The organism is Bradyrhizobium sp., assembly GCF_030697065.1.
Classification (GTDB): domain Bacteria; phylum Pseudomonadota; class Alphaproteobacteria; order Rhizobiales; family Xanthobacteraceae; genus Bradyrhizobium.
The window spans coordinates 21,728-45,119 of record NZ_JAUYQU010000021.1; the positions used below are offsets into that span (position 1 = coordinate 21,728).

A 23,392-nucleotide genomic window follows, 5' to 3' on the forward strand; every position below is an offset into this window, starting at 1 on the left:
TTCGCGCTTTTGCCCGCGCATGACGGTTCGAGTGTCTTCGTCTTCCTCTAAACTGCGTCGGAAGTCCGCATGCCTGCTCCCCCCCTGCGTCTCGGAGTCAATGTCGACCACGTCGCCACGCTGCGCAACGCCCGGGCGGGCGAGCGGCCCGATCCGGTGCGCGCAGCCCTGCTCGCGATCGAGGCCGGCGCCGACGGCATTACCGCCCATCTGCGCGAGGATCGCCGCCACATCCGCGACGACGACATGGCGCGGCTGAAGGCGGAGATTTCCAGGCCGCTGAACTTCGAGATGGCGGCGACCGAGGACATGCTGCGGATCGCGCTGGCGACCAAACCGCATGCGGTGTGCCTGGTACCCGAGCGCCGCGAGGAACTCACCACGGAGGGCGGCCTCGACGTGGTCGGGCAGCACAACCTGCTGGCGCCGTTCATCGCGCGCCTGAACGACGCGGGGGTTCGGGTATCGCTGTTCATTGCCGCCGACCCCGCCCAGATCGAAATGGCGGCGAGGCTGCGCGCGCCTGTCATCGAAATCCACACCGGCGCCTGGTGCGACGCCGTGGTCGATGGCCACACCGCCAGGGCGGAATCCGAGTGGCAGCGCATCGTCGCCGGTGCCGCGCTGGCGCGCTCGGCCGGCCTCGAAGTCCATGCCGGTCACGGTCTCGATTATGCGACCGCGGAGACGATCGCGGGCATCCCCGAGATCATGGAACTGAATATCGGTTACTACATGATCGGGGAGGCATTGTTCGTCGGACTCGGCGAGACCGTCCGGACGATGCGGGCGGCGATGGACCGCGGGCGCGCCAAACTCGGCGGCGGCGAAGCCAACCGGACGGGCGCATGATCATCGGCATCGGCTCCGACCTGATCGACATCCGCCGGGTCGCCAAGGTGATCGAGCGCCACGGCGACCGCTTCCTCGACCGGGTTTTCACCGAGGCCGAGCGCGCCCGGGCCGGGCGCCGTGCCAAGAGCGAGAAGATGGTGGTTGCGACCTATGCCAAGCGGTTTGCCGCCAAGGAGGCCTGTTCCAAGGCGCTGGGTACCGGAATCCGCCAGGGCGTCTGGTGGCGGGATATGGGGGTGGTGAACCTGCCGGGGGGGCGGCCGACCATGCAGCTGACCGGCGGGGCGCTGGTCCGGCTCGAGGCGCTGACGCCGGAGGGCCTGGAGGCGCGCATAGATCTGTCGATTACCGACGATTGGCCGCTGGCGCAGGCCTTCGTCATAATTTCGGCGGTCAATCCGGGCAAAGCCTGAAGGTCGGCGCCGGCATCTTCAGCGGTCCGGTACAAAACTAAAAATCTTCGCCAGTTCAACGGATTAGGAAGTTTTCATGTGGCCGTTGATTGCGTGGCTGCGAACAACCGTCTAAAACGCCGCAGGAATATCGAAGCAGGGCGAGTTCAGGCCGCGCCGGAACTGGTCCACAATATCAGAATCAAGACCATTTTCTCGACGCGAAGAGAACGCTTCGCGTGAGGAAAATGCTCTGCCACCGCGCGTCTGTCGCGACGGGAATTGGGAAAGCGATGAGCGTGACATCCGGGACAAAAACTGAAAGCGGATTGGGTGAAACCATCCGCGTTGTCATCCATGCGCTTCTGATCGCCCTCGTGATCCGCACCTTCCTGTTTCAGCCCTTCAACATCCCCTCGGGATCGATGAAGGCAACGCTGCTGGTCGGCGATTACCTGTTCGTGTCGAAATATTCCTACGGTTACAGCCATTATTCGATCCCGTTGTCGCCGCCGATATTTTCGGGACGCATCTTCGGCTCCGAGCCGGCCCGCGGCGACATCATTGTGTTCCGCCTGCCGAAGGACGATTCCACCGATTACATCAAGCGCGTGATCGGGCTGCCCGGCGACCGCATCCAGATGAGGGAGGGTCTGCTCTACATCAACGAAGCGCCGATCAAGCGCGAACGCCTCAGCGACTTCATCGGCGAGGACCCCTGCGGTTCCGACGCCACGGCGCGGGTCAAGCGCTGGAGGGAGACGCTGCCGAATGGCGTCACCTACGAATCGCTGGATTGCGTCGACAACGGATTTTACGACAATACCACGATCTATACCGTGCCGGCCGGCCACCTCTTCATGATGGGCGACAACCGCGACAACTCCACCGACAGCCGGGTGTTGTCGGCGGTGGGCTATGTGCCTTTCGAGAACATCGTCGGCCGGGCCCAGATGATTTTCTTCTCCATTGCCGAGGGCGAAACCGCCTGGATGTTCTGGCGTTGGCCGACCGCGGTGCGCTGGAATCGTATTTTCTCCATCGTGCGATGAACGACGAATCGCCCGATCTCCAGACATCCTCCGCGTCGGACGAAGCACGCGGTCTGCCTGAGGCCGCGAGCGAACCCGCGGCGGTGAAGAAAAAGCGCAGCAAGGTCAGCGCCAAGGCCGCGACCGCGGCGATCGAGGCGCGGATCGGGCACAAATTTGCCGATCCCGAACTGCTGACGACCGCATTCACCCACGTCTCCGCGCTGAAATCCTCGCGCAAGCGCGGCGACAGCTATCAGCGCCTCGAGTTCCTCGGCGATCACGTGCTCGGGCTCGTCGTCTCCGACATGCTGTATCGCGCCTTTCCCAACGCCAACGAGGGCGAATTGTCGAAGCGGCTGGCCGATCTCGTGCGCAAGGAAAGCTGTGCCGATGTCGCCAAATCGCTCGGGCTGATCGACGACATCAAGCTCGGCGCGGTCGGCGCCGGCGCGGGCGCGCGCTTGCGCAAATCGGTGCTAGGCGACATCTGCGAAGCGGTGATCGGCGCGATCTTTCTCGACGGGGGCTACACCGCGGCGGCGCAATTCGTCGAACGCAACTGGGTGGAGCGGATGCGCAAGCCCCGTCGGCCGCTGCGCGATCCCAAGACGGTGCTGCAGGAATGGGCGCAGGGCAAGGGACTGCCGACGCCGGTCTATCGCGAGGTCGAGCGCAGCGGACCGCATCACGATCCGCAGTTTCGCGTCGCGGTGGATCTGCCGGGCCTCGAGCCGGCCGAAGGTATCGGCGGCAGCAAGCGCGCGGCCGAAAAGGTCGCGGCATCGGTCATGATAGAGCGTGAAGGCGTCGGTGGCGGTAACAATGACAGCTGAACCCCAAAACCACGTCGAAGACGGCATCGAGGACGGCGTCGCGCCGGCGGCGGCGACACGCTGCGGCTTCGTCGCGCTGATCGGTGCCCCCAATGTCGGCAAGTCCACGCTGGTCAATGCGCTGGTCGGCTCCAAGGTCACCATCGTCTCGCGCAAGGTGCAGACCACGCGGGCGCTGATCCGCGGCATCGTGATCGACAACAACGCCCAGATCATCCTGGTCGACACGCCCGGCATCTTCATGCCGAAACGAAGGCTCGACCGCGCCATGGTGTCCACCGCCTGGAGCGGGGCGCATGACGCCGACCTCGTATGCGTGCTGCTCGACGCCCGCGAGGGGATCGACGAGGAGGCCGAGTCGATCTTCAGCAAGGTGGCGACCGTCAATCATCCCAAGCTGCTGGTCATCAACAAGGTCGATATCGTCGACAAGGAAAAGCTGCTGAAGCTGGCGCAGGCCGCCAACGAGCGGCTGAAATTCGCCGAGACCTTCATGGTTTCGGCCATGACCGGTGACGGCGTCGACGATTTGCGACACACCCTTGCCGCGATGGTGCCGCCGGGGCCGTATCATTATCCGGAAGACCAGATGTCGGATGCGCCGATGCGGCATCTGGCGGCGGAGATCACCCGGGAAAAGATCTTTCGCCAGCTGCATCAGGAACTGCCGTACCAGTCCACCGTCGAGACCGACAGCTGGACGGAGCGCAAGGACAAATCCATCCGCATCGAGCAGACCATTTTCGTCGAGCGCGAAAGCCAGCGCAAGATCGTGCTCGGCAAGGGCGGCGCCACCATAAAGTCGATCGGCGCGGACTCCCGCAAGGAGATCGCCGAGATCGTGGGCGTTCCGGTGCACCTGTTTCTGTTCGTGAAGGTGCGCGAAAACTGGGGTGACGATCCCAACCGCTACCGTGAAATGGGCCTCGAATTCCCGAAGGAATAGAAGGCGTCGCGATGACCGTACCGAGAAACGTGCTGTGGTTCGAAGTCCTGCTCTATCTGTCGCTGACGCTCGACGCGGTGTCGGTCGCGTTCCGCGATCGCACGCCGACCGCGCAAGTGACGGAATCGATGATCATGGCGGAAAGCCTGATCGCGGCCGCGCTGATCCTGGTGCTGGTCCACTTCGTCCAGCTCGCCGCGCGACAGCGCAAGAGCTGGCCGCGCTGGTTTCTGTCAGCCGCCCTGATGCTCTCCGCGATCACGCTGGTGCATGTGATCGGCGCAAGGGGCCTGGAGTTCAGCAGCGCGGTCGAGGTCGTTTCGTGCACGCTGACGGCAGCCGCCCTGTTTTTTTCCTTCACCGGCGACGCGCGGGACTGGTTCAACGCGTAGCCGTCAATCAATCTCGACCTTCCCGGCATCGGGAACGACTTCCGCGGCGCGGGCAGCCTTGAAGGCGATCTCGGCGATGAGGTCCGCAACGGCGGTAAAATCGCCCACCACCGTCGTGATATCGCGCGTCCCCGGCGTCACCGCGTCGCTCTCGCTGCCGAGCAGCGCGATGATGATGCGGCCGCCCTTGCTCTTCTTGCTCAGCCTGCGGACCGTGTACTGAATCATCGCGTCGGATGGCTTGCCGACGTAGCAGATGCAGAATGCGGTGGCCGGCGACAGATCGAGCGAGAAGAACCGCGACATCGACAAGGCATCGGCGGCCTCGGCCACGGCGCCGATCCCCCGTCGCTTCATGATCTGGGCGAGAATGACGGCGGCGGCTTCGTCGAGCTTGCCGGAGCCGGGAAGGCACAGCACGGCTCCCGGTTGCTGCCATCGCTCCGGCACGCTGGTCGGCAATTGCTCGTCGGTGTCGAGGCGCGCCAGCGGGCTGGTCTCGACTTCTTCGACTTCAACGACCGCAGCGTCCTCATGTGTTTCGAGGTCGTCGACCACTTCGTGCACGGTGGTGAGGACGCGGTCCATCCGCTCGCGGTCCAGCCGGCCGAGACGCGAATCCGCCTCGGCGAGGCGCAGGCCGTCCAGCATGATGGTGTCATAATAATCCTCCAGCGAGGCGTCGGCGAGAAAGGTCTGCGCCTGCTGCGACGCCTCGATCGGGTCGCCGGCCAGCATCCGCTGGTAGACCAGTTGCGGCGGCGTCAGCGCCGGCTGGTTGCCGAGCAGGATATCGAGGAACTGCAGGCGGTCGACGTGGCGGCCGACCACCACCAGGCAGACGGTGAGGGGCGTCGCCAGCACCAGACCGATCGGACCCCACAGCCAGGTCCAGAACGACGCCGAAATCACGATGGCGACCGGCGACAGTCCGGAACTGCGTCCGTAGACCTGCGGCTCCACCACCTGGGCGGCGAACAGCTGAAGCGTCGCGAACAGCGCCAGCGTCATCAGCAGCATTTCCCAGCCGGTGCCGACCGCCGCGGCCAGGATCAGCGGAAACACCGCCGAAATCGGCGTGCCGACATAGGGCACGAACCGCAGGATCACGGCGATCAGGCCCCACAGCGGCGCGCTCGGCACGCCGATCAATTGCAGCCCGATTCCGATCAGCAGGCCGAACGAGGCATTGACGATGATCTGGTTCAGGAACAGCCGGCTCAGCCGCTGCCCGGCATCGTCGAGGGCGGCCGTGGTGCGCTGCATGTCCTGCGATCCGGCCAGCCGGATGAAGCGGTTCCGCAGGTCCTGCCGCTGCATCAGGATGAAGATCACGAAGATGACGACGATGCCGGTCGTGGTCAGCGGCTGGATCAGCGGCTGGATGATGGCCACCAGGGTCGTCAGCGTGCCGGGATCGGGCTGCCTGATCTCCACCGGAATCGGCTTGTCGTTCGGCTGCCGCCGCAGGCCGTCGATGGCCTGCCCGCGGGCGGGATTGTGCAATTCGCTGTCCAGCTCCCGCAGCACCTTGGAGGCGCGCTCCAGCGTGCTGGAGCCGCTGGCTGCGACCCCGCGCAGGCCCTGGATCTTGTCACGCAGCGTCTGCTGGTAACCGGGCAATTCCTCGGCCAGCCGGTTGGCCTGCGACACCATCAGGCCGCCGAGGCTGAAGATGATCGAGAAGCCGACGAACACTGCGACCAGCACCGCCAGCCGTCGCGGCACCCGCCATGACTGCAGCCGGATGACAAAGGGAGCGAGCACGAAACTGAAGAGAACCGCGAGCGCCACCGGAACCAGGATTTCGCGGGCGAAGTACAGACCGGTGACGATCAGGCCTGCGACTGCGAGATTGATCAGCGCGGTGCCCTTGGGCTGCTGCAGCTTGATCATCGGGGGGACGGTGTCTGCCAATAGAAGATATCCGCGGAGGTCCATGCAGACCTCCGCCAAGTCAGGCCGTGGCCGGGGAAGGAGCGGTCACAACGGACGGAGGGGGCGAATGTTCCTGCGTCTCCACCCATCCTGTCATTCCGGGGCGCGCGTCAGCGCAACCCGGAATCTCGAGATTCCGGGTTCGATGCTTTGCATCGCCCCGGAATGACGGCCGCGAGAGCTGCGCGCCCCAATGGAATCCTGTATCCTCTCGCCATGGAATGGACTGACGAGGGCATCGTGCTGGGGGTGCGGCGGCATGGCGAATCTTCCGCCATTGTCGAACTCCTGACCCGCGGCCATGGCCGCCATCTCGGCCTCGTGCGCGGCGGCGCCGGCAAGCGGATGCGTCCCTTGCTGCAGCCCGGCAACAGCGTGTCGGCGGTGTGGCGGGCCCGGCTCGACGAGCATCTCGGCTATTACGTCATGGAAGGCACGCGGCTGCGCGCCGCCACCGTGCTGGCGTCCTCGCACGCGACCTATGGCGTGACCCATCTGGCCTCGCTGGCGCGCCTGCTGCCCGAGCGCGATCCGCACGAAGACATTTACGAGATGCTGGAGCGCACGCTGGACGATTTCGACGACATCGGCGAAGCCGCCATCCAGTTGATAAGATTCGAACTCGCCATGCTCGCCGAACTCGGCTTCGGGCTCGATCTGGAAAACTGCGCCGCGACCGGCGAGACCGCCGACCTGATCTACGTCTCGCCGAAATCCGGCGGCGCGGTATCGCGGCGGGCCGGCGATCCCTGGCGCGAGCGGCTGTTGCGGCTGCCCGCGTTCTTGCGCGAGGGCGGCGGGGGAGCCAATGGCTGGTCCGACCAGGACCTGCAGGACGGTTTTGTGCTCACCGGCCGGTTCCTGCTGCGCCACGTGCTGGAGCCGCGCGGGCAGGGCCATTCCGACGCCCGGGACGGGTTCATCAATGCGGTGACCAGACATCGGGCGAAGCCGACGGCGTTGCTGCCGTAGCCGCATGACGGGCTTGCCGTGCAGCCGACGAAAATCGTGAAAACAACCCCATGCACAGATAGGCAGCCCGGCCGGCTCCCGCCGGAAGTGCCTGTTAAGCAGCCTTGGCGGAGCGCGGGGGTGTGGAACGCGATTCATTTCTTGCCCGATTCGCTGCCAGCGGATAACCCGTCCCGATGGGAAAACGACTGATTCCACCTGACGAACCCGCCGAGATCCATGAGGTCGGACTGCGCGACGCGCTCGAGGAGCGCTATCTCGCTTATGCGCTCTCGACCATCATGCACCGCGCGCTGCCAGACGCCCGCGACGGCCTGAAGCCGGTGCACCGGCGCATCCTCTACGGCATGCGCCTGCTGCGGCTCGACCCCGGCACGCCGTTCAAGAAGTCGGCCAAGATCGTCGGCGACGTGATGGGCTCGTTCCATCCGCATGGCGACCAGTCGATCTACGACGCCCTGGTGCGGCTCGCGCAGGATTTCTCCTCGCGCTATCCGCTGGTCGACGGCCAGGGCAATTTCGGCAATATCGACGGCGATAACCCGGCCGCCTACCGCTACACCGAAGCGCGCATGACCGAGGTCGCGCGGCTGCTGCTCGACGGCATCGACGAGGACGGCGTCGAATTTCGCGCCAATTACGACGGCCAGACCAAAGAGCCGATCGTGCTGCCCGGCGGCTTCCCGAACCTGCTCGCCAACGGCGCCCAGGGTATCGCCGTCGGCATGGCGACCTCGATCCCGCCGCACAACGTCGCGGAGCTCTGCGACGCAGCGCTGCATCTGATCGACAAGCCCGACGCCAAATCGAAGACGCTGCTGAAATCGGTGAAGGGTCCGGATTTCCCGACCGGCGGCATCATCGTCGATTCCAAGGAGAGCATTGCCGAAGCCTACATGACCGGGCGCGGCGCATTCCGCACCCGCGCCAAGTGGAGTCAGGAAGAGGGCGCCCGCGGCACCTGGGTGGTGGTAATCACCGAAATCCCCTGGCTGGTGCAGAAGTCCCGGCTGGTGGAGAAGATCGCCGAACTGCTGCAGGAGAAAAAGCTGCCGCTGGTCGACGACGTCCGCGATGAATCGGCCGAAGACATCCGTCTCGTGATCGAGCCGAAATCCCGCGCGGTCGATCCGGAACTGCTGATGGAATCGCTGTTCAAGCTGACCGAGCTGGAAAGCCGGATACCGCTGAACCTCAACGTATTGGTGAAGGGCCGCATTCCCAAGGTGCTCGGTCTTGCCGAGTGTTTGCGCGAATGGCTCGACCATCTGCGCGACGTGCTGTTGCGGCGTTCCAATTACCGCAAGCAGCAGATCGAGCACCGGCTGGAAGTGCTCGGCGGCTACCTGATCGCCTATTTGAACATCGACAAGGTGATCAAGATCATCCGCAACGAGGACGAGCCGAAACCGGCCCTGATGACAGCGTTCAAGCTGACCGATGTTCAGGCCGACGCCATCCTCAACATGCGGCTGCGCAGTCTGCGCAAGCTCGAGGAATTCGAGATCCGCACCGAGGACAAGAACCTCCGTGCCGAGTTGAAGGGCATCAAGGGCATTCTCGCCTCCGAGCCCGAGCAGTGGGCCAAGGTCGGCGACCAGGTGCGGAAAGTCCGCGACATTTTCGGGCCGAAGACGCCGCTCGGCAAGCGCCGCACGGTGTTCGCCGACGCGCCGGAGCATGACCTCGCCGCGATCGAGGAAGCCTTCGTCGAGCGCGAGCCGGTCACCGTGGTGGTTTCCGAAAAGGGCTGGGTACGCACGCTGAAGGGCCATGTCGCCGATCTCTCGACCCTGACCTTCAAGACCGACGACAAGCTCGACAAGGCGTTCTTCGCCGAGACCACCTCGAAGCTGCTGCTGTTCGCCACCAACGGAAGATTCTATTCGCTCGACGTGGCAAAACTGCCGGGCGGCCGCGGCCATGGCGAGCCGATCCGCATGTTCATCGACATGGAGCAGGAGACCGCGATCGTCTCGCTGTTCGTCAACAAGGGCGGCCGCAAGTTCCTGATCGCGAGCCTCGAAGGCCAGGGCTTCGTCGTCAACGAGGACGATTGCGTCGGCAATACCCGCAAGGGCAAGCAGGTGCTGAACGTCGAAATGCCGAACGAAGCCTGTGCGATCGCGACCGTGGCGGGCGACACCGTCGCCGTGATCGGCACCAACCACAAGATGGTGGTGTTCCCGCTGGACCAGGTGCCGGAAATGGCGCGCGGCCGCGGCGTGCGGCTGCAGAAATACACGAGCGCGTCGCTGTCGGATGTCGCGACCTTCGAAGCCAAGGCGGGGCTGACCTGGAAGGATTCCGCCGGGCGCGACCAGAGCATGAGCTGGAAGGATTTGACCGACTGGCGCGGCAACCGCGCCGACGCCGGCCGCCTCGCGCACGGCCTGCCGAAGTCGAACAAGTTCGGCAAGGGCGTGGAGTAGTCCTGTCGTCCCTGCGAACGCAGGGACCCATACCGCGTTGTCCTCTCGATCATGCGGAACTGCGCACAACACCACGGCCGGTGGGTCCCTGCGTTCGTAGGGACGACGAATATGCCCGTAATAGTATCCGCCATTTCACGCGCTATAGTCGCAAGCGGCCGAACCAGTCGGCCGCACAATGATCGCAAGCGTCATGGCCCAACCCCACGATCGTCACGACCACGCGCACAGTCATGCGCCGGATAATTTCGGCTTCGCCTTTGCCGTCGGCATCGCGCTCAATACCGCGTTCGTCGCGGCCGAACTGGTGTTCGGCTATGCCGCCAACTCGCTGGCGCTGATCTCGGATGCGGTTCACAATTTTTCCGACGTGATTGCGCTGGTGCTGGCATGGGGTGCCGGATGGCTGGCGCGAAGGCGGCCGACCGAGCGGCATACCTATGGCTACCGGCGGGCTTCGATCCTCGCGGCGCTGGCCAATGCCGGCCTGCTGCTGGTCGCGGTCGGCGCCATCGCCGTCGAGGCCATCGACCGGATCAGGGCGCCTGCCGAAGTGGCGGGCTGGACGGTGGTTTGGGTGGCCGCGCTCGGCATCGCCATCAACGGCGCCACCGCGCTGTTGTTCATGCGCGGCCGGGAGGGCGATCTCAATATCCGCGGCGCCTATCTGCACATGGCGGCGGACGCCGGCGTCTCCGCCGGCGTGGTGGTCGCGGCGCTTCTGATCATGCTGACGGGGTGGCTGTGGGTCGATCCTGCCATCAGCCTCGCAATCGCCGCCGTGGTGGGGGCGAGCGGCTGGGGCCTTGCGCGCGACAGCGTCAATCTGGCGCTCGACGGCGTGCCCAGAGGCATCGCGCTTGCGGAGGTGAGGGACTATCTCGCGCAACTCGACGGCGTCACCGAGGTGCACGATCTCCACATCTGGGCCATGAGCACCAACGAAACCGCGCTGACCGCGCATCTGGTGCGGCCCGGCGGCACCGACGATTCATTCCTGCAGGACGTGCGCGCGGAGCTTTCGCACCGCTTCAACATCGAGCACGCCACGCTGCAGATCGAGGCCGGCAGCGAACCGTGCAAACTGGCGCCGGCGGACGTGGTGTAAGAGTGCGCTTGAATGAGAAACTCGCCTTCGCGTCGTCCCGGACAAGTGAGCGCAAGCGAACGCCGATCCGGGACCCATACCGCGTTGCGCCTTCGTTATGGCGCGATGAAGGAAACAATCTTTGTCACACCAACGCCGGTGGCTATCGGTCCCTGCTTTCGCAGGGACGACGCGGAGAGGGCATCGCGCAGCAACGAAGTCCGGTTGCTGGATGGCGCGCTTGCGAATCCGGTTGGCCCCAACCTTAAATCACCCCGGCCAGCCGCAACAGCACGCCGGCCGCGCAGGAACCCGCCAGCACCGTCAGCATTCCGATGTTGAAGCGGAAGATGGCGGTCGCCGCCGCGATCGCCAGCGCGAGGGCGGCGACGTCGACGCTCGACCACACCGGCATATCGAATGACAGGCCGAACGTTCGCACCGGCCAGGTCTCGCGGAACACGGTGTGCAGCGCGAACCAGATCGACAGATTGAGGATCACGCCGACCACCGCGGCGGTGATGGCGCCGAGCGCGCCGGCGAGGCCCTTGTTGCCGCGCAGGGTTTCGATAAAGGGCGCGCCCAGAAAGATCCAGAGGAAGCAGGGCGTGAAGGTGACCCAGGTCGCCAGCAATCCGCCGAGCGTGCCCGCCATCATCGGCGACAGCGTGCCGGGATCGCGGAACGCGGCCATGAAGCCGACGAATTGCAGCACCATGATCAGCGGTCCGGGCGTGGTCTCGGCCATCCCGAGCCCGTCGAGCATCTCGCGCGGCTGCAGCCAGTGATACTGCTCGACCGCCTGCTGCGCGACATAGGCCAGCACGGCATAGGCGCCGCCGAACGTCACCAGCGCCATCTTGGAGAAGAACAGCGCGATCTGGCTGAACACATCGGCCTCGCCGAACGCGATCAGCAGGGCCGCGACCGGTACCAGCCACAGCGTCAGCCACACCGCACTCACTTTCAACGCGCGGGGAAGGCTGGCGCGGACATGGTCGGGCACGACGTCGCCGAGCATGCCGTCGACCGCCGCCGACCCCTTGCCGCCGCCGTGCCCGACCGCGGCAAACTCGCTGCGTCCGCTTCGGGCGCCGAAGAATCCGATCAGGCCGGCGGCGATGATGATGATCGGGAACGGCACGTTGAAGAAGAAGATCGCGACGAAGGCGATGGCGGCCAGCGCAACCATGATGCGGTTGCGCAGCGCGCGCTTGCCGAGACGGACCACCGCCTGGATCACGATCGCCAGCACCGCGGCCTTCAGCCCGAAGAACAGCGCCTTGACGAACCCGACCTTGCCGAAGGCGGCATAGATATAGCTCAGCCCCATGATGGCGATGACGCCGGGGAGAATGAACAGGCCGCCGGCCATGATGCCGCCGGCGGTGCGGTGCAGCAGCCAGCCGATATAGGTCGCCAGCTGCTGCGCCTCCGGTCCCGGCAGCAGCATGCAGTAGTTCAACGCATGCAGGAACCGGCTCTCGGAGATCCAGTTCTTTTCCTCGACCAGGATGCGATGCATCACCGCAATCTGCCCGGCCGGGCCGCCGAAACTCAGGACGGCGACCCGCAGCCAGACCCGAAACGCTTCACCGAAGCTGATGCTGTGGCCGGCATCCGCTCCCGTGGTCTTCTCAGCCGCCACGGTATCGCTCATGGCTTTGCCTTGTTGCCGGGCCAGTTATGGGTTTCGCCCGATGCATCGCGGCACCAGCGATAGAACGCGTCATAGAGCACGATACCGGCCTCGAGCTGTTCGAGATCGTCATCATACATCCGCGACAGCCCGAGCGATGCCGCCAGCAGCCCGGGAGCTTCCGGCGACAGATCGAGCCGGCCGGTATCGGCCGCGCGAACCATCATCGCCAGCCGCAGCAAAGGCGGGGTCGCGAGGCCGAATTCCTCCACCATGACGTCGAAGGTGCAGCGTTCGCCGCGATGGCTCCAGAACACGTTTTCGATATCGAACGGCACGGCGGCAAAACGCTCGCCGACCGCGACCACCTCGGAGGGCGTCACGAACAGAAACACGGCGTTCGGATCGACGAACCTGCGGATCAGCCAGGGACAGGCGATGCGGTCGATCTTCGGTCGCGCCCGGGTGACCCAGACGGTGCGGTCTTGCGCATCGCGCGCCGGCAGTTTTGATGCCGGCACCAGCGGCAGCTTGGCGGCCTTCCAGCCGTCAAAACCGTTCTCGAGCGCTTCTGCGGAAGATCCGGCATGTCGCAGCCAGGCCGCGGTGCCTTCGGAAAGCTTCAGGCCGCGCTGGCAGACCACGATGGCGGAGCGGCCCGAAAATTCCCGGCCCCAGTCGGAGGCTTGCTGGTGGTTTCGTCTGACAGAGCCGGGAATCAGCCGGGGATCGGCGGCAAAATCCTCGTCGGTGCGGACATCGATCAAGGCAGGGGTGCTCGCGGTGCCGATCAGGCGTGCGAGTTTGTCGGCAGATATCGTTGTGAAGGATGACATGGGCGCCCTCGTGAGAGATACGGGACGCGATACTTGGGCATGACGCCTCGTGGGGAGATCGCAACGTCCCCATCGCCCCATTACAACGAAACCTGCGCGGGGTGTCAACGTGCCGACGTTTCGAACCTAACCGACCGGGGTCAACACCGGCGCGCGCTCTTGAGAACGCCGCGAATTTTGGGGGACGGGATTGATGTGGTGGCGAACGAAGTCCTCGACATGCCCCGGTACGGCCGTGCCCTCGATGTCGCAGCGAGTCTGGATTTCGGCGGCGATATCGCTCGAGATGTCCCGCGACCAGTGTTCGAGCGTGTTGTAGGCGGTCACGCGGACGGGATCATGAAACTGCCCGGCGAGGAGGTCGGCGACGATGGTTTCGGTGTCGGTCCGCTCGATCTCGATCTCGCAATAGACCGCCCCTTGCCGGCCCTGGCGGTCGACGACGAGATAGACGGTCTGATCCGCCCCATAGGGTACATTCGAGCCAGTTCTTGGCATCCGCAATCTCCAGCGCAACGGCTTGGGATTATTAAGCGGCAGCGCGCAATTTGTTCCGGTCGTTGGAACTCAAATTTGGGCGGGGGCGCCGGCGTCCGGGATTTCAGTTGCGCGGGGCCGACACCGGCGGAGGTCCGAGCCCGGTCGGCTTCTTCGGCGCCAGGCTCCCGGCATAGAACGACGATCCCGCCACCACGAGGAGAGCCAGCAAATAAACCGCATAGGATTGCGGCGGTGTGATTGCCCACCGCGCAAAACGTCGGATCGGGCCGGTGTCGTTGTCCATGCGTTGGTTTTGCGCGAAACGGCGCGGGATGGGAAGCCCTATCCGTCGAGCATGTCTCTTGGCGGCGGCGGCGACTTCTTCAGCAGGAACAGCGCCAGCAGCGCCGACAGGCTGAGCGCGGAGGAGACCATCAGGACCCGGCTGCCCATCAGGTCGATCAGCAGGCCGAACGCCAACGGGGCGGCGGCCTGCGCCATCCGCGCCGGCGCGCCGATGATGCCGAGCCGGTAGCCGTAATTCTGAGGGCCGAAGATCGCCAGCGGCAGCGTGCCGCGCGCAATGGTCAGGATGCCGTTGCCGGTGCCGTGAAAGACCGCGAACGCGCTGGCCGCGGGGCCGCCGACCAGCCCGACGATGGCGGCGCCGATCGGGTGGGTCAGACAGGCAAGGCGGGTCGAAACCAGCGGATGATAGCGGCTGAGGAAACTCGCTTCGAAAACCCGGGCGGCAACCTGCGCCGGGCCGATCAGCGCACCGGCGGCCACCGCCTGCAGCGTGGTGGCGCCCGCGGCTTCCAGGATCCGCGGCAAATGCGCGGCCATCGCGCCGGTCACGGTCCAGGCCGCCGCGAAGGCGAACGCCAGCAGGATCATGGTGCGGTCGATCGCGATGTGCGGCTTGACGGCCGTCGCCACGGCCGCCTTGGCGCCCTTCACGGCGGGCAGCATGAAGAAGTTGAGCGGCAGGCCGATCAGGATGTGCGCGGCGGCCCAGGCAAAGCAGGTGTTGCGCCAGCCGATCGTCTCCAGTCCAAGGGCGGTGAGCGGCCATCCGACGGTGGAGGCAAATCCCGCGAGCAGGGTGATGCCGGTGATCGAGCGGCGCGCGGCGTCGCCATAGATCCGTCCCAGCGCGCCGAAGGCGGCATCGTACAGGCCTGCACCCATGCCGACGCCGAGCAGCAGCCAGGCGATCACCAGCACCGGAATCGAGTAGGAGAGGCCGAGCAGCGCGAGGCCGGCAGCCAGCGTCACATTTGAAAGCGACAGCACCGACCGGCCGCCGACCAGATCGATCTGCCGGCCGACCCGCGGGCCGAGCAGGGCCGATATCACCAGCGACGCCGAGAAGGCGGCAAAGATCCAGTTCGAGGAAACGCCGAGATCGCGCCCGATCGGATCGGCCAGGATCGCGGGAAGGTAGTAGCTCGAGGCCCATGCCAGCGTCTGCGTCGTGCCGAGCGCCAGGACGATCGGAAGCTGGGGCGGCGTCATGATTGCGGTGCTGCGGTTCGGGACCAGTATAGCGCCACCGGCCCCAGCAAGATCCCGGCGGCCAGCACCGAGAATGCCGCCATCCAGGCGGTGGCGCTGAGCGGCCCGCCGGCGAGGTCGAGCGCGACGCCGACGCCCCAGGCGCCGAGCGCCGACAGGCTGAAGCCGACGGTGGAATGCGCCGCCATGGTGGCGCCGCGATAATCGGGATGCGCCGCCATCGACATGCCCGACGTCAATGCGCCGGAGTCGGCCGGGACCGTGATGGCATAGACCAGCATCAGCGGCAGCAACAGCAAGGGCGACTGGTTTGAAAATACGCCGATCAGCATGGCCACGACAGCGGAGCTCAGCATCACGGCCGTGATGGCGCGATGCCGGCCGTACTTCAGCGCCAGTTCATTGCCGAGAATGCTGGCGGGCATCGCCAGCAGCGTGAATACGACGCTGACGACGATCGGCGAAAACACAGAGCTTTGCCCGTTGCTGGCGATGACGAAGGTCCAGAACGCCACCAGCCAGGTCCGGATGCCATAGAGCTCGAAACAATGCGCGCCATAGCCGAGCACGAACCCCATCGCCCGGGTGTTGCGGAACACCGGCGCAAAATCCAGCAGGCGGCCCTGCGCCGGTTTCGGCGGTACTGGCCGCAACAGCAGGCAGACGCCCAGCATCGCGATCGGACCAAGGGCGGTGACGAAGAATGCGCTGCGCCAGCCAAAACTGTCCGCAACCAGTTGCGAGACCAGGAACGACAGGCCGACGCCGAACGAGAAGCTCGACGTGTAGAACGTGATGGCGCGGGAAGAATCGCCTGGCGCCAGGCGGTCGGTCAGCGCCTTGAGGCCGGGCATATAGGCGCCGGCGAAACCGATCCCCGCGATCGCATTGCACAGCGCGCCGGTCCAGAGTCCGGTGGCGAACAGCCCGAACAGCAGGGTGCCGAGTGCGCTGACCGCCGAGCCCGCGATCAGGATCTTGCGGGCATCGATCCGGTCGGTCAGCGTCGCCAGCACCGGCACGGTCAGCATGTAGCCGGCGGCGCCGGAGCCCGCCAGCAGGCCGGCCTGGGCGCCGCTCAACTGCCATTCCGGAATCAGGAACGCGGCGAGCACCGACGACACCACGACGTGCGGAAGCAGACTGCCGAGTTGCCCCAGGCACATCGCGACGATGACGGATCGGCCTTCCAGCGGAATCTGACTCACCTATCTCCGTTCGGACCGCGCTAGCCGCAGCCGCATCCGGCTTTTCCTTCTTGTTTGGCATTTGCGTCGGCGACGCAACAGGCGTCAACGGCCGATGGTGCCGGTCCGCCGCAACACTGGCTTGCGCCGGGTGCATCGACGCGGCTGCAGACGCCGGTTTCCGGCAGCACCAGTTCGACGCGCGAAGCGGCTTCATGGTCGCCGGCGAGCTCGGCGGCGATCGATCGCACCTGTTCGTAGCCGGTCAGCATCAGGAAGGTCGGCGCGCGCCCATAGGACTTCATGCCGGCGAAATAGAAGCCGGGTTCGGCTTGCGCCAGCTCGCGCGCGCCGTGCGGCCGCACCGTGCCGCAGCTGTGTTCGTTGGGATCGATCAGGGGCGCCAGCGCGACCGGGCACTCGATCGCGGGATCGAGCTGGATGCGCAGCTCGCGGACGAAATCGAGATCCGGCCGGAAGCCCGTGGCCACGATCAATTCGTCCACCACCACCTGGCGGCAGCAACTGCCGGCACCGGTGGCGACGGTGAGGCGAGGGCCGTCGGCGGCAAGGTGCGAAACCCGGAATTCGCTCTCGACCTGGATCCGGCCGGCCGCGACCAGCGCGGCAAAGGTGGCGCCGAGTTCGCCGCGGGCGGCGAGCTTGTCGTTGGCGCCGCCGCCAAAGGCCTTGGCGGGATCGTTGCCGCGCAACAGCCAGACCGGCCTGGTTTCCGGCGCCTCGGTCGCGAGCCTGGCAAGATCGGTCAGTGTGCCGATCGCCGAATGGCCGGCGCCGAGCACCGCGACGGTCTTGCCGGCATAGCGTGCGCGGTCCTTGCCCAGCACGTCAGGCATGCCATACGCAATTCTGCCGGCCGCCTCGGTCTCGCCGGTGGCGCGCAGGCCATTGGCGCCCGCCGGATTGGGCGAATGCCAGGTGCCGGACGCATCGATCACGGCATCGGCCCGCATGCTTTTCGGGCCTTGCCCGTTCTGATAGCGCAGCTCGAAGCGGGCGGCTTCGCGGCCCTTGCTCTTGAGCTTATCGAAGCCGACGCGGCTGATGTCGGTGACGCGAGCCGAGGTATAGATGTGGCTCGCGAGCGTCGTCTTGGCCGCGAGCGGCTCGAGATAGCGCTCTACAAGCTCATTGCCGGTCGGATACTGCTCGGGCTCGGGAGAATTCCAGCCGGTCGCGGCGAGCAGGCGTTCCGCGGCGCGGTCGACATTGTATTCCCATGGCGAGAACAGCTGCACATGGCCCCATTGCCGCACCGAATGACCGACGCTGTCGCCGGCCTCGAGCACGATTGGCTTCAGCCCGCGTTCCAGCAGATGGGCGGCCGCGGCCAGCCCGACCGGGCCGGCTCCGATGATCGTGACGGTTTTTGCCTGGTTCATGGTATCCTCCTGTCAAACTAGAAGTATCGAAATAATGCGCCGCGCGAGATCAGGCGGCGGTCTTGGTGTCCTTGCATTCGGCGACACCGCTGCAGCATTCGGCGACCAGAAAATCCACCAGTCCCCGCATCACGTCGTAGTTTGCATGACAAACCAGCGTCGTTGCCTCCCGCACCTGGCTGATCAGTCCGACCACCATCAGCGCCTTGATGTGATGGGAGAGGGTGGAGGGCGCGATCTTCAATTTGTCCTGCAGCCGGCCGACAGGCAGCCCGGCATCCCCGGCGCGAACCAGCGCGCGGTAGATTTTCAGCCGGGTCGGATTGCCGAGGGCTTCCAGATGTGCGGCGGCGTCATCGAGTTTCATGATGCAAGATTGCCGGATTTCATCCTGGTTGTCAACTATATTTCTAGAATGATAGAAATATAGTTTGCGCCCGGTCATGCCAGCGGCGTGTGACACAATGCGGAACGCGCTTGGCCCCATGACCGGTTCCCGGTATCGTTCGCACTCCGAGGGCACCAAGCTGGCCAGCGGCGACGTGGTCTGGCAAACGGCCCGCGTCCGTTACTTCACGAGCGAAGCGATCAAGCGCCGACATCCGGCAGGGGGATTCTTTCGGATGAGTACCAGGGCGGTCTCGGGAAGCGTCGGTGAAGTCTTTATCGCGTTCCTGAAACTCGGCCTGACGTCGTTCGGCGGGCCGATCGCACATCTCGGCTACTTCCGCGATGAATTGGTGGTACGCCGCAAATGGCTCGATGAGGCCGCCTATGCCGACCTGGTCGCGCTCTGTCAGTTTCTCCCCGGGCCCGCCTCCAGCCAGGTCGGCTTTTGCCTCGGCGTACTGCGCGGCAACGGTCTGCTGGGGGGCCTTGCCGCGTGGTTCGCCTTCACCATTCCCTCGGCCGTGATCCTGTTCGCCTTTGCGATGGGCGCCGCCGCATTCACGGGACCGGTTGCCGAAGGTTTTCTGCACGGCCTCAAGCTGGTCGCGGTCGCGGTGGTGGCCCAGGCCATCTGGGGCATGTCGCGAACCCTCACACCCGATCGAACCCGGGCCGGCATTGCACTTGCCGCAATCGCGATCGTTGTTTTTTTCGCGGGATCGTTCGGGCAGATCGCATCGATCGTGCTTGGCGCAGGTGCGGGCCTTTGGCTCTGCCGGGGAGAGGTCGCGCCGGTTTCCGGGCATCTGCATTTTCCGGTCACCCGGCGAGCCGGCGTCATCGCGCTGGTTCTCTTTGCCGCATTGCTGCTGATCGTTCCCTTCGTCGTTTCGGCGACCGGTTCGCAGGCGCTCGCGCTGTTCGATGCATTCTACCGGTCGGGCGCCCTCGTATTCGGCGGCGGCCATGTCGTTCTGCCGCTGCTTCAGGCTGAAGTCGTGACACCCGGATGGGTCAGCACCGAGGCCTTCCTGGCGGGCTATGGACTGGCGCAGGCGGTGCCGGGGCCGCTCTTCACTTTCGCCGCCTATCTCGGTGCGGTAACCGGACCTCCGCCGAACGGCCTTGCCGGTGCCGCCATTGCCCTCGTCGCGTTGCTGCTTCCGGGCATGCTGCTGGTCTATGGCATGCTGCCATTCTGGGATGCGATGCGCACACGGCCCGCCGCCCAGGCTGCCATGCGCGGCACCAACGCGGCCGTGGTCGGTATTCTCGGGGCGGCTCTTTACAACCCGGTCTGGACCAGCGCGGTTCTGACCCCGCGCGATTTTGCGCTCGCACTCGCGGGCTTTCTGCTGCTCACGGTTTGGAAAGTGCCGCCATGGGTCGTGGTGCTGCTGTTGGCCGGCGCCGGCGTGGTGTCGCGTCTGACCTGAACGCCATTCCGCCGAGACTTCCACCATGCGGTAACGCACAGCCGCGGTGGCGGAGCGGCGCTCGCTGCCGCGAAACAAATATCCGGATCAGGCGCTGCCGATGAGGCGGAAGCGAAGCCACGCCGAGAGTTTATCGATGGCGGAAACCGCCACAACGATCAGTATGATGATCAGGCTTGCCTGTCCGAATTCGTAAACCCGAAGGCGATCGGCCAATTGATAGCCGATGCCGCCGGCCCCGACGACGCCCAGGATCGTCGCCGACCGTGTATTCGACTCCCACATGTAGAGGGTGGCCGAAAGCATGACGGGAAGAACCTGCGGCAGAATGCCGAGGCGGATTTCGTCAAGCCATGTCCCCCCGGCCGCCCGCACGCCCTCGACGGGACCCTTCGAGGCATTGTCGATGGCCTCGGAGTAGAGTTTCGCCAGCGTGCCGAGATCGACCAGCGCAATGGCCATGATTCCGGCGATCGGACCCAGTCCGATTGCCCGGACAAAGACCAGGGCCCAGATCAGGTGGTCGAAACTTCTCAAGGCGTCGGAAAAGCGTCGAAAGCCAAATTGCAGAATGCGAATGGGAAATGTCTTGCTGGAGCACAGGATCGCCAGGGGAACCGCCAAAACCGCGCCGATGAGCGTTCCGAGAAATGCCATCGAGATTGTTTCGAGAAGGCCCCAGAGGAATTCCGGAAGGTACTGAAACCCCGACGGCGACAGCATCAGAAGCAGCGCGTTGCCGAGCTTGGGAAGTCCAGCCAAAAGCTTCGGAGAGAAGATCTCGCAGACCCAGGCAGAGTACACGAGGATCGCGCTCGCAAGGGCTGCGAACAGGACTCTCTTGATCCGTCTGCTCAGCGGGCGCCGTATCGCTGCTTCCAGGTAGGCCGCGCGGGCGCCGGGCAATGCTTCGAGGGTCAATGACAACGTCAACCGTTCCTTCCTGCCGGGTCAGGCGGCGTGGCCGGTAATTTGCAGCCGAAGCGCTTCGCTCGCCATGTCGATGAGCGTAACGGCAAGAAACACGATGATCAGGATTGCGCCCGCATCATCGAAATAGTTGAGACTGATGGACTCGTACAATTCCATGCCGATGCCGCCAGCGCCGACGAAACCGATGATGGTTGCGCTCCGAATGTTCGTCTCGAAGCGCCACAGCGTATAGGAAACGTAATTCGGCATGACCTGCGGCAGCAGGCCGAACGCGATCTCATCGATCCAGGTTCCGCCGGATGCCCGCACGCCCTCTATCGGTCGCATGTCGGCATTCTCGTTGGTTTCAGCGAACAGCTTGCCTTGGGCGCCTATCGTATGAACCAGGATCGCCAGAACGCCCGCGAGCGGGCCGAGGCCGAAGGCGAACAGGAAGATCAGCGCCCAGACGAGGTCCGGAACGGTCCGCGCCACCTCAAGTGTCCGCCGGACCACAAAGACCGTGGCCGGCCTGACGCCCATGTTTGCCGAGGCGAGCAGGCTCAGGGCGCCGCCGATCAGGGTGCCCGCCACGGTGCCGAAGAGGGCCATGGTCACGGTGGTCAACAACAGGCGGAGCCATTTGCCCAGGCCCCAATACCAGCTGGAGATATCGCTCCACAGGGTTGGCAGGCGTATCGGCGGTACCATGCCTCCGAGGAATTCGCCGACGCGCGGAATTCCGTGGATCAGTTGCCAGATGTCGAAGCGACTGACATGGGCGGCGAATGCCAGCGCCGCGAGGAATCCAATCGCCGCCAGGCTGATGAACCTGACAGAAGCAGCCTGACGGGCCTGGGACGCGAGTCCGAAGTCCGCCAGACGTTGATGCGGGCCAGAAGGATGAGGCATTTTCGGCCCGAATGTTTTCTCGACCGGCATCCGGATCAGGACTTGCGCGAATCCTTGAGCTGTTTGCGCATTTCGACGGTCGAGTCATACGTCTTGTGATCGACGGGGACGAAGCCCTGCGTCTTGCCCTTGGCGACCGCCTCGGCGAGAGCCATGTCTTCCTTGTGAAGTTCGACGAACAGCTTGGTCAGTTCCGCCTTGAGGTCGGCGGGGAGGTCGCTGCGGGCAATGACGGGAGGGGGAGGAACGATCGAAGATTCCCAGATGACCCGGATCTGCTCGCGCTTGAGCATATTCTTGTCGATCATGGTTCGGATCTGCCCGTAGCCGTCGCCCTTCGTCGTCCAGGTAAACGCGGCATCGTATGTCCCGCCGAGAACGCCCAGTACCGACTGGGTATGGCCTCCGGAGATCGGCGATTTGAAGTAGGTCTCGACGGGCTTGCCCATCTTTGCGAATTCGACCGTCGGCACGAGGAAGCCCGATTGTGAATTGGGCTCGGTCCGGGCGACATTCTTGCCCATGAGGTCTTCAAACTTCTGGTAAGGGCTGTCGGATTTCACGATCAGCACGGAGTTGTAACCCAGGTTTCCGTCTTTGTCGGTGGCGGTTACAAGCGGCTCGACACAGCCTTTGCAGTCCAGCCAGGTGCCGGCATAGGCCGACGGACTCGTCCATGCCATATGGATTTGGCCCGCGACCAGGGCGTTGTTGATGCCGATGAACTCGGTCGCGGTAAAAATCTTGACGGGAACCCCGAGCTTCTTCGATGCGTAGGCGGCGAATCCGTCCATGGTGCTGGATGTCTGGGTCTGGGTTTCGACCGGAATGACGCCAAAGCCGATTTCCTTGTATTTCTCGCGCCAGTCGGCGGCAGCTGCCATTGTGACGGAAGTGATCAGCGCCATGCCGGCGCCAACGATTGTTGCAAACCGCATCATAGATCCACCTTTCATATCCGGGATGTCCAACTCACGCCGCTTCGGAAAGCGCGTCGCTTTCTGCTTCGGCGGGTGTGCCGCCGTATATTTCCGACGTTGCCTCGTCGGTTAATGCAGAGATCGGTCCATCGAACACCAGCCGTCCCTGACGCAGTCCGATGGCGCGGCTTGCGTACATTCGGGCGGTTTCAATGCTGTGGAGGTTGCACAGAACGGTAATGCCCAGCTCGACGTTGATGCGCCTGAGCGTTTCCATCACCACGCGTGCATTCAGGGGATCGAGCGACGCAATGGGTTCGTCCGCCAGTATCAGCTTCGGCTTCTGCATCAGCGCGCGCGCAATCGCTACCCGCTGCTGCTGGCCGCCGGAGAGGCGTTCCGCCCGCTCGAACGCCTTTTCAACCAGGCCGAGATCGTCAAGCACAGCAGCCGCACGCAGGCGCTCCGCCTTGGTATACAGCCGCAGCAGCCTGCGGGCCTGCGGAATGGAGGTGCTGGCTCCCACGAGCACGTTGGTCAGGACGTCGAGTCGGGGAGAGAGATTGTAGCCTTGAAAGATCATGGCCGCACGTGAGCGCCACTCGCGCAGCTGATGACCCTTCAACAGCGATACGTTCTGGCCGTCGAACGAGATCGCGCCTGATGTGGGCTCGACCAGACGGTTGATAAGTCGCAGCAGTGTCGACTTTCCGGCGCCCGAGCAGCCGACGACAGCGACGAACTGTCCCGGAGGAACCTGGATCGAGACCGAATCCAGCGCCTGCATTGTGCCGAACTGCTTGGCAAGATTGCTAATTTCCAGCATCGCCACCCCTTGTCCGTCACGAGGTGTATCGCCGGCTTGTGACAGTTCGATT

General features: G+C 64.8%; 23 protein-coding genes. 10 read left to right on the forward strand and 13 right to left on the reverse strand.

All coding sequences use genetic code 11. From position 1 onward, the window contains the following. Positions 1–69: 69 nt before the first annotated feature. From Q8R73_RS01625 to Q8R73_RS01650, 6 genes are all read left to right on the forward strand, one after another. Positions 70–852, forward strand: coding sequence for a pyridoxine 5'-phosphate synthase (locus Q8R73_RS01625; protein WP_305717805.1), 783 nt, complete (start codon positions 70–72; stop codon positions 850–852). Beyond that, the gene (gene acpS / locus Q8R73_RS01630) at positions 849–1,268 is read left to right on the forward strand and encodes a holo-ACP synthase (RefSeq protein ID WP_305717806.1); all 420 of its coding nucleotides are present in this window, start codon (positions 849–851) and stop codon (positions 1,266–1,268) included. Before Q8R73_RS01625 ends, acpS begins: the two co-directional genes overlap by 4 nt. Before the next feature lie 272 nt (positions 1,269–1,540). Next, positions 1,541–2,299, forward strand: a complete 759-nt coding sequence (lepB, locus tag Q8R73_RS01635; protein WP_305717807.1) for a signal peptidase I — start codon at positions 1,541–1,543, stop codon at positions 2,297–2,299. Next, positions 2,296–3,114, forward strand: coding sequence for a ribonuclease III (gene rnc, locus Q8R73_RS01640; RefSeq protein WP_305717808.1), 819 nt, complete (start codon positions 2,296–2,298; stop codon positions 3,112–3,114). Before lepB ends, rnc begins: the two co-directional genes overlap by 4 nt. Beyond that, positions 3,104–4,060, forward strand: coding sequence for a GTPase Era (era, locus tag Q8R73_RS01645; RefSeq protein ID WP_305717809.1), 957 nt, complete (start codon positions 3,104–3,106; stop codon positions 4,058–4,060). The genes rnc and era overlap by 11 nt, the downstream gene beginning before the upstream one ends. Positions 4,061–4,071: 11 nt before the next feature. After that, positions 4,072–4,452, forward strand: a complete 381-nt coding sequence (locus Q8R73_RS01650) for a hypothetical protein (RefSeq protein ID WP_305717810.1) — start codon at positions 4,072–4,074, stop codon at positions 4,450–4,452. A 3-nt stretch (positions 4,453–4,455) separates the two neighbouring features. Here the strand turns inward: Q8R73_RS01650 and Q8R73_RS01655 are convergent, their stop codons facing one another. Further along, entirely contained in the window at positions 4,456–6,369 is a 1,914-nt protein-coding gene (locus Q8R73_RS01655; RefSeq protein ID WP_305717811.1) for an AI-2E family transporter, read from the reverse strand. Between the two features lie 237 nt (positions 6,370–6,606). Here Q8R73_RS01655 and recO point away from each other — a divergent pair, with 237 nt between their 5' ends. The 3 genes from recO to Q8R73_RS01670 all read left to right on the forward strand — a co-directional run bounded on the left by recO (position 6,607) and on the right by Q8R73_RS01670 (position 10,902). Continuing rightward, positions 6,607–7,362, forward strand: coding sequence for a DNA repair protein RecO (gene recO / locus Q8R73_RS01660; protein ID WP_305717812.1), 756 nt, complete (start codon positions 6,607–6,609; stop codon positions 7,360–7,362). Positions 7,363–7,538: 176 nt separating this feature from the next. Then, positions 7,539–9,794, forward strand: coding sequence for a DNA topoisomerase IV subunit A (gene parC / locus Q8R73_RS01665; RefSeq protein WP_305717813.1), 2,256 nt, complete (start codon positions 7,539–7,541; stop codon positions 9,792–9,794). 193 nt (positions 9,795–9,987) lie between these two features. After that, positions 9,988–10,902 (forward strand): cation diffusion facilitator family transporter, encoded by a 915-nt coding sequence (locus Q8R73_RS01670; protein WP_305717814.1) that lies wholly within the window; start codon positions 9,988–9,990, stop codon positions 10,900–10,902. 244 nt (positions 10,903–11,146) lie between these two features. On the opposite strand, the gene chrA (Q8R73_RS01675) is transcribed toward Q8R73_RS01670, so the two are convergent. The 8 genes from chrA (Q8R73_RS01675) to Q8R73_RS01710 all read right to left on the reverse strand — a co-directional run bounded on the left by chrA (Q8R73_RS01675) (position 11,147) and on the right by Q8R73_RS01710 (position 18,311). Beyond that, entirely contained in the window at positions 11,147–12,541 is a 1,395-nt protein-coding gene (gene chrA / locus Q8R73_RS01675) for a chromate efflux transporter (protein WP_305717815.1), read from the reverse strand. Further along, the gene (locus Q8R73_RS01680; protein WP_305717816.1) at positions 12,538–13,356 is read right to left on the reverse strand and encodes a sulfurtransferase/chromate resistance protein; all 819 of its coding nucleotides are present in this window, start codon (positions 13,354–13,356) and stop codon (positions 12,538–12,540) included. The genes chrA (Q8R73_RS01675) and Q8R73_RS01680 overlap by 4 nt, the downstream gene beginning before the upstream one ends. Before the next feature lie 126 nt (positions 13,357–13,482). Then, a complete protein-coding gene (locus Q8R73_RS01685) occupies positions 13,483–13,854 on the reverse strand; it encodes a hypothetical protein (RefSeq protein WP_305717817.1) in 372 nt (123 codons plus the stop codon). A 103-nt stretch (positions 13,855–13,957) separates the two neighbouring features. Beyond that, positions 13,958–14,140, reverse strand: a complete 183-nt coding sequence (locus Q8R73_RS01690) for a hypothetical protein (RefSeq protein ID WP_305717818.1) — start codon at positions 14,138–14,140, stop codon at positions 13,958–13,960. Between the two features lie 38 nt (positions 14,141–14,178). Then, positions 14,179–15,354, reverse strand: a complete 1,176-nt coding sequence (locus tag Q8R73_RS01695; protein WP_305717819.1) for an MFS transporter — start codon at positions 15,352–15,354, stop codon at positions 14,179–14,181. Then, the gene (locus tag Q8R73_RS01700; RefSeq protein WP_305717836.1) at positions 15,351–16,520 is read right to left on the reverse strand and encodes an MFS transporter; all 1,170 of its coding nucleotides are present in this window, start codon (positions 16,518–16,520) and stop codon (positions 15,351–15,353) included. Before Q8R73_RS01700 ends, Q8R73_RS01695 begins: the two co-directional genes overlap by 4 nt. Positions 16,521–16,582: 62 nt before the next feature. Further along, on the reverse strand, positions 16,583–17,944 hold the full coding sequence (locus tag Q8R73_RS01705; protein ID WP_305717820.1) for an FAD-dependent oxidoreductase: 1,362 nt from the start codon (positions 17,942–17,944) through the stop codon (positions 16,583–16,585). 49 nt (positions 17,945–17,993) lie between these two features. Then, positions 17,994–18,311, reverse strand: coding sequence for a helix-turn-helix transcriptional regulator (locus Q8R73_RS01710; protein WP_305717821.1), 318 nt, complete (start codon positions 18,309–18,311; stop codon positions 17,994–17,996). Between the two features lie 256 nt (positions 18,312–18,567). Here Q8R73_RS01710 and chrA (Q8R73_RS01715) point away from each other — a divergent pair, with 256 nt between their 5' ends. Next, positions 18,568–19,770, forward strand: a complete 1,203-nt coding sequence (chrA, locus tag Q8R73_RS01715) for a chromate efflux transporter (RefSeq protein ID WP_305717822.1) — start codon at positions 18,568–18,570, stop codon at positions 19,768–19,770. A gap of 87 nt (positions 19,771–19,857) precedes the next feature. Here chrA (Q8R73_RS01715) and phnE (Q8R73_RS01720) read toward each other — a convergent pair whose 3' ends face one another. The 4 genes from phnE (Q8R73_RS01720) to phnC are packed head-to-tail and all read right to left on the reverse strand — an operon-like array spanning position 19,858 to position 23,340. After that, on the reverse strand, positions 19,858–20,697 hold the full coding sequence (gene phnE / locus Q8R73_RS01720) for a phosphonate ABC transporter, permease protein PhnE (protein ID WP_305717823.1): 840 nt from the start codon (positions 20,695–20,697) through the stop codon (positions 19,858–19,860). A gap of 24 nt (positions 20,698–20,721) precedes the next feature. Further along, positions 20,722–21,624, reverse strand: a complete 903-nt coding sequence (gene phnE / locus Q8R73_RS01725; RefSeq protein ID WP_305717824.1) for a phosphonate ABC transporter, permease protein PhnE — start codon at positions 21,622–21,624, stop codon at positions 20,722–20,724. Positions 21,625–21,629: 5 nt separating this feature from the next. Beyond that, positions 21,630–22,565, reverse strand: coding sequence for a phosphate/phosphite/phosphonate ABC transporter substrate-binding protein (gene phnD / locus Q8R73_RS01730; RefSeq protein ID WP_305717825.1), 936 nt, complete (start codon positions 22,563–22,565; stop codon positions 21,630–21,632). Between the two features lies 1 nt (position 22,566). Then, the gene (phnC, locus tag Q8R73_RS01735; RefSeq protein WP_305717826.1) at positions 22,567–23,340 is read right to left on the reverse strand and encodes a phosphonate ABC transporter ATP-binding protein; all 774 of its coding nucleotides are present in this window, start codon (positions 23,338–23,340) and stop codon (positions 22,567–22,569) included. Positions 23,341–23,392: the final 52 nt, after the last annotated feature.

What these genes read in the sequence shown, in the direction of transcription:
- rnc (WP_305717808.1), top strand. Translation starts at nt 2,296, where the DNA reads ATGAACGACGAATCGCCCGATCTCCAGACATCCTCCGCGTCGGACGAA.
- Q8R73_RS01690 (WP_305717818.1), bottom strand. Translation starts at nt 14,140, where the DNA reads ATGGACAACGACACCGGCCCGATCCGACGTTTTGCGCGGTGGGCAATC.
- Q8R73_RS01625 (WP_305717805.1), top strand. Translation starts at nt 70, where the DNA reads ATGCCTGCTCCCCCCCTGCGTCTCGGAGTCAATGTCGACCACGTCGCC.
- Q8R73_RS01680 (WP_305717816.1), bottom strand. Translation starts at nt 13,356, where the DNA reads ATGTCATCCTTCACAACGATATCTGCCGACAAACTCGCACGCCTGATC.
- Q8R73_RS01695 (WP_305717819.1), bottom strand. Translation starts at nt 15,354, where the DNA reads ATGACGCCGCCCCAGCTTCCGATCGTCCTGGCGCTCGGCACGACGCAG.
- lepB (WP_305717807.1), top strand. Translation starts at nt 1,541, where the DNA reads ATGAGCGTGACATCCGGGACAAAAACTGAAAGCGGATTGGGTGAAACC.
- chrA (WP_305717822.1), top strand. Translation starts at nt 18,568, where the DNA reads ATGAGTACCAGGGCGGTCTCGGGAAGCGTCGGTGAAGTCTTTATCGCG.
- chrA (WP_305717815.1), bottom strand. Translation starts at nt 12,541, where the DNA reads ATGAGCGATACCGTGGCGGCTGAGAAGACCACGGGAGCGGATGCCGGC.
- phnE (WP_305717824.1), bottom strand. Translation starts at nt 21,624, where the DNA reads ATGCCGGTCGAGAAAACATTCGGGCCGAAAATGCCTCATCCTTCTGGC.
- Q8R73_RS01670 (WP_305717814.1), top strand. Translation starts at nt 9,988, where the DNA reads ATGGCCCAACCCCACGATCGTCACGACCACGCGCACAGTCATGCGCCG.
- parC (WP_305717813.1), top strand. Translation starts at nt 7,539, where the DNA reads ATGGGAAAACGACTGATTCCACCTGACGAACCCGCCGAGATCCATGAG.
- Q8R73_RS01705 (WP_305717820.1), bottom strand. Translation starts at nt 17,944, where the DNA reads ATGAACCAGGCAAAAACCGTCACGATCATCGGAGCCGGCCCGGTCGGG.
- phnC (WP_305717826.1), bottom strand. Translation starts at nt 23,340, where the DNA reads ATGCTGGAAATTAGCAATCTTGCCAAGCAGTTCGGCACAATGCAGGCG.
- Q8R73_RS01710 (WP_305717821.1), bottom strand. Translation starts at nt 18,311, where the DNA reads ATGAAACTCGATGACGCCGCCGCACATCTGGAAGCCCTCGGCAATCCG.
- recO (WP_305717812.1), top strand. Translation starts at nt 6,607, where the DNA reads ATGGAATGGACTGACGAGGGCATCGTGCTGGGGGTGCGGCGGCATGGC.
- Q8R73_RS01700 (WP_305717836.1), bottom strand. Translation starts at nt 16,520, where the DNA reads ATGTGCCTGGGGCAACTCGGCAGTCTGCTTCCGCACGTCGTGGTGTCG.
- era (WP_305717809.1), top strand. Translation starts at nt 3,104, where the DNA reads ATGACAGCTGAACCCCAAAACCACGTCGAAGACGGCATCGAGGACGGC.
- acpS (WP_305717806.1), top strand. Translation starts at nt 849, where the DNA reads ATGATCATCGGCATCGGCTCCGACCTGATCGACATCCGCCGGGTCGCC.
- Q8R73_RS01650 (WP_305717810.1), top strand. Translation starts at nt 4,072, where the DNA reads ATGACCGTACCGAGAAACGTGCTGTGGTTCGAAGTCCTGCTCTATCTG.
- Q8R73_RS01685 (WP_305717817.1), bottom strand. Translation starts at nt 13,854, where the DNA reads ATGCCAAGAACTGGCTCGAATGTACCCTATGGGGCGGATCAGACCGTC.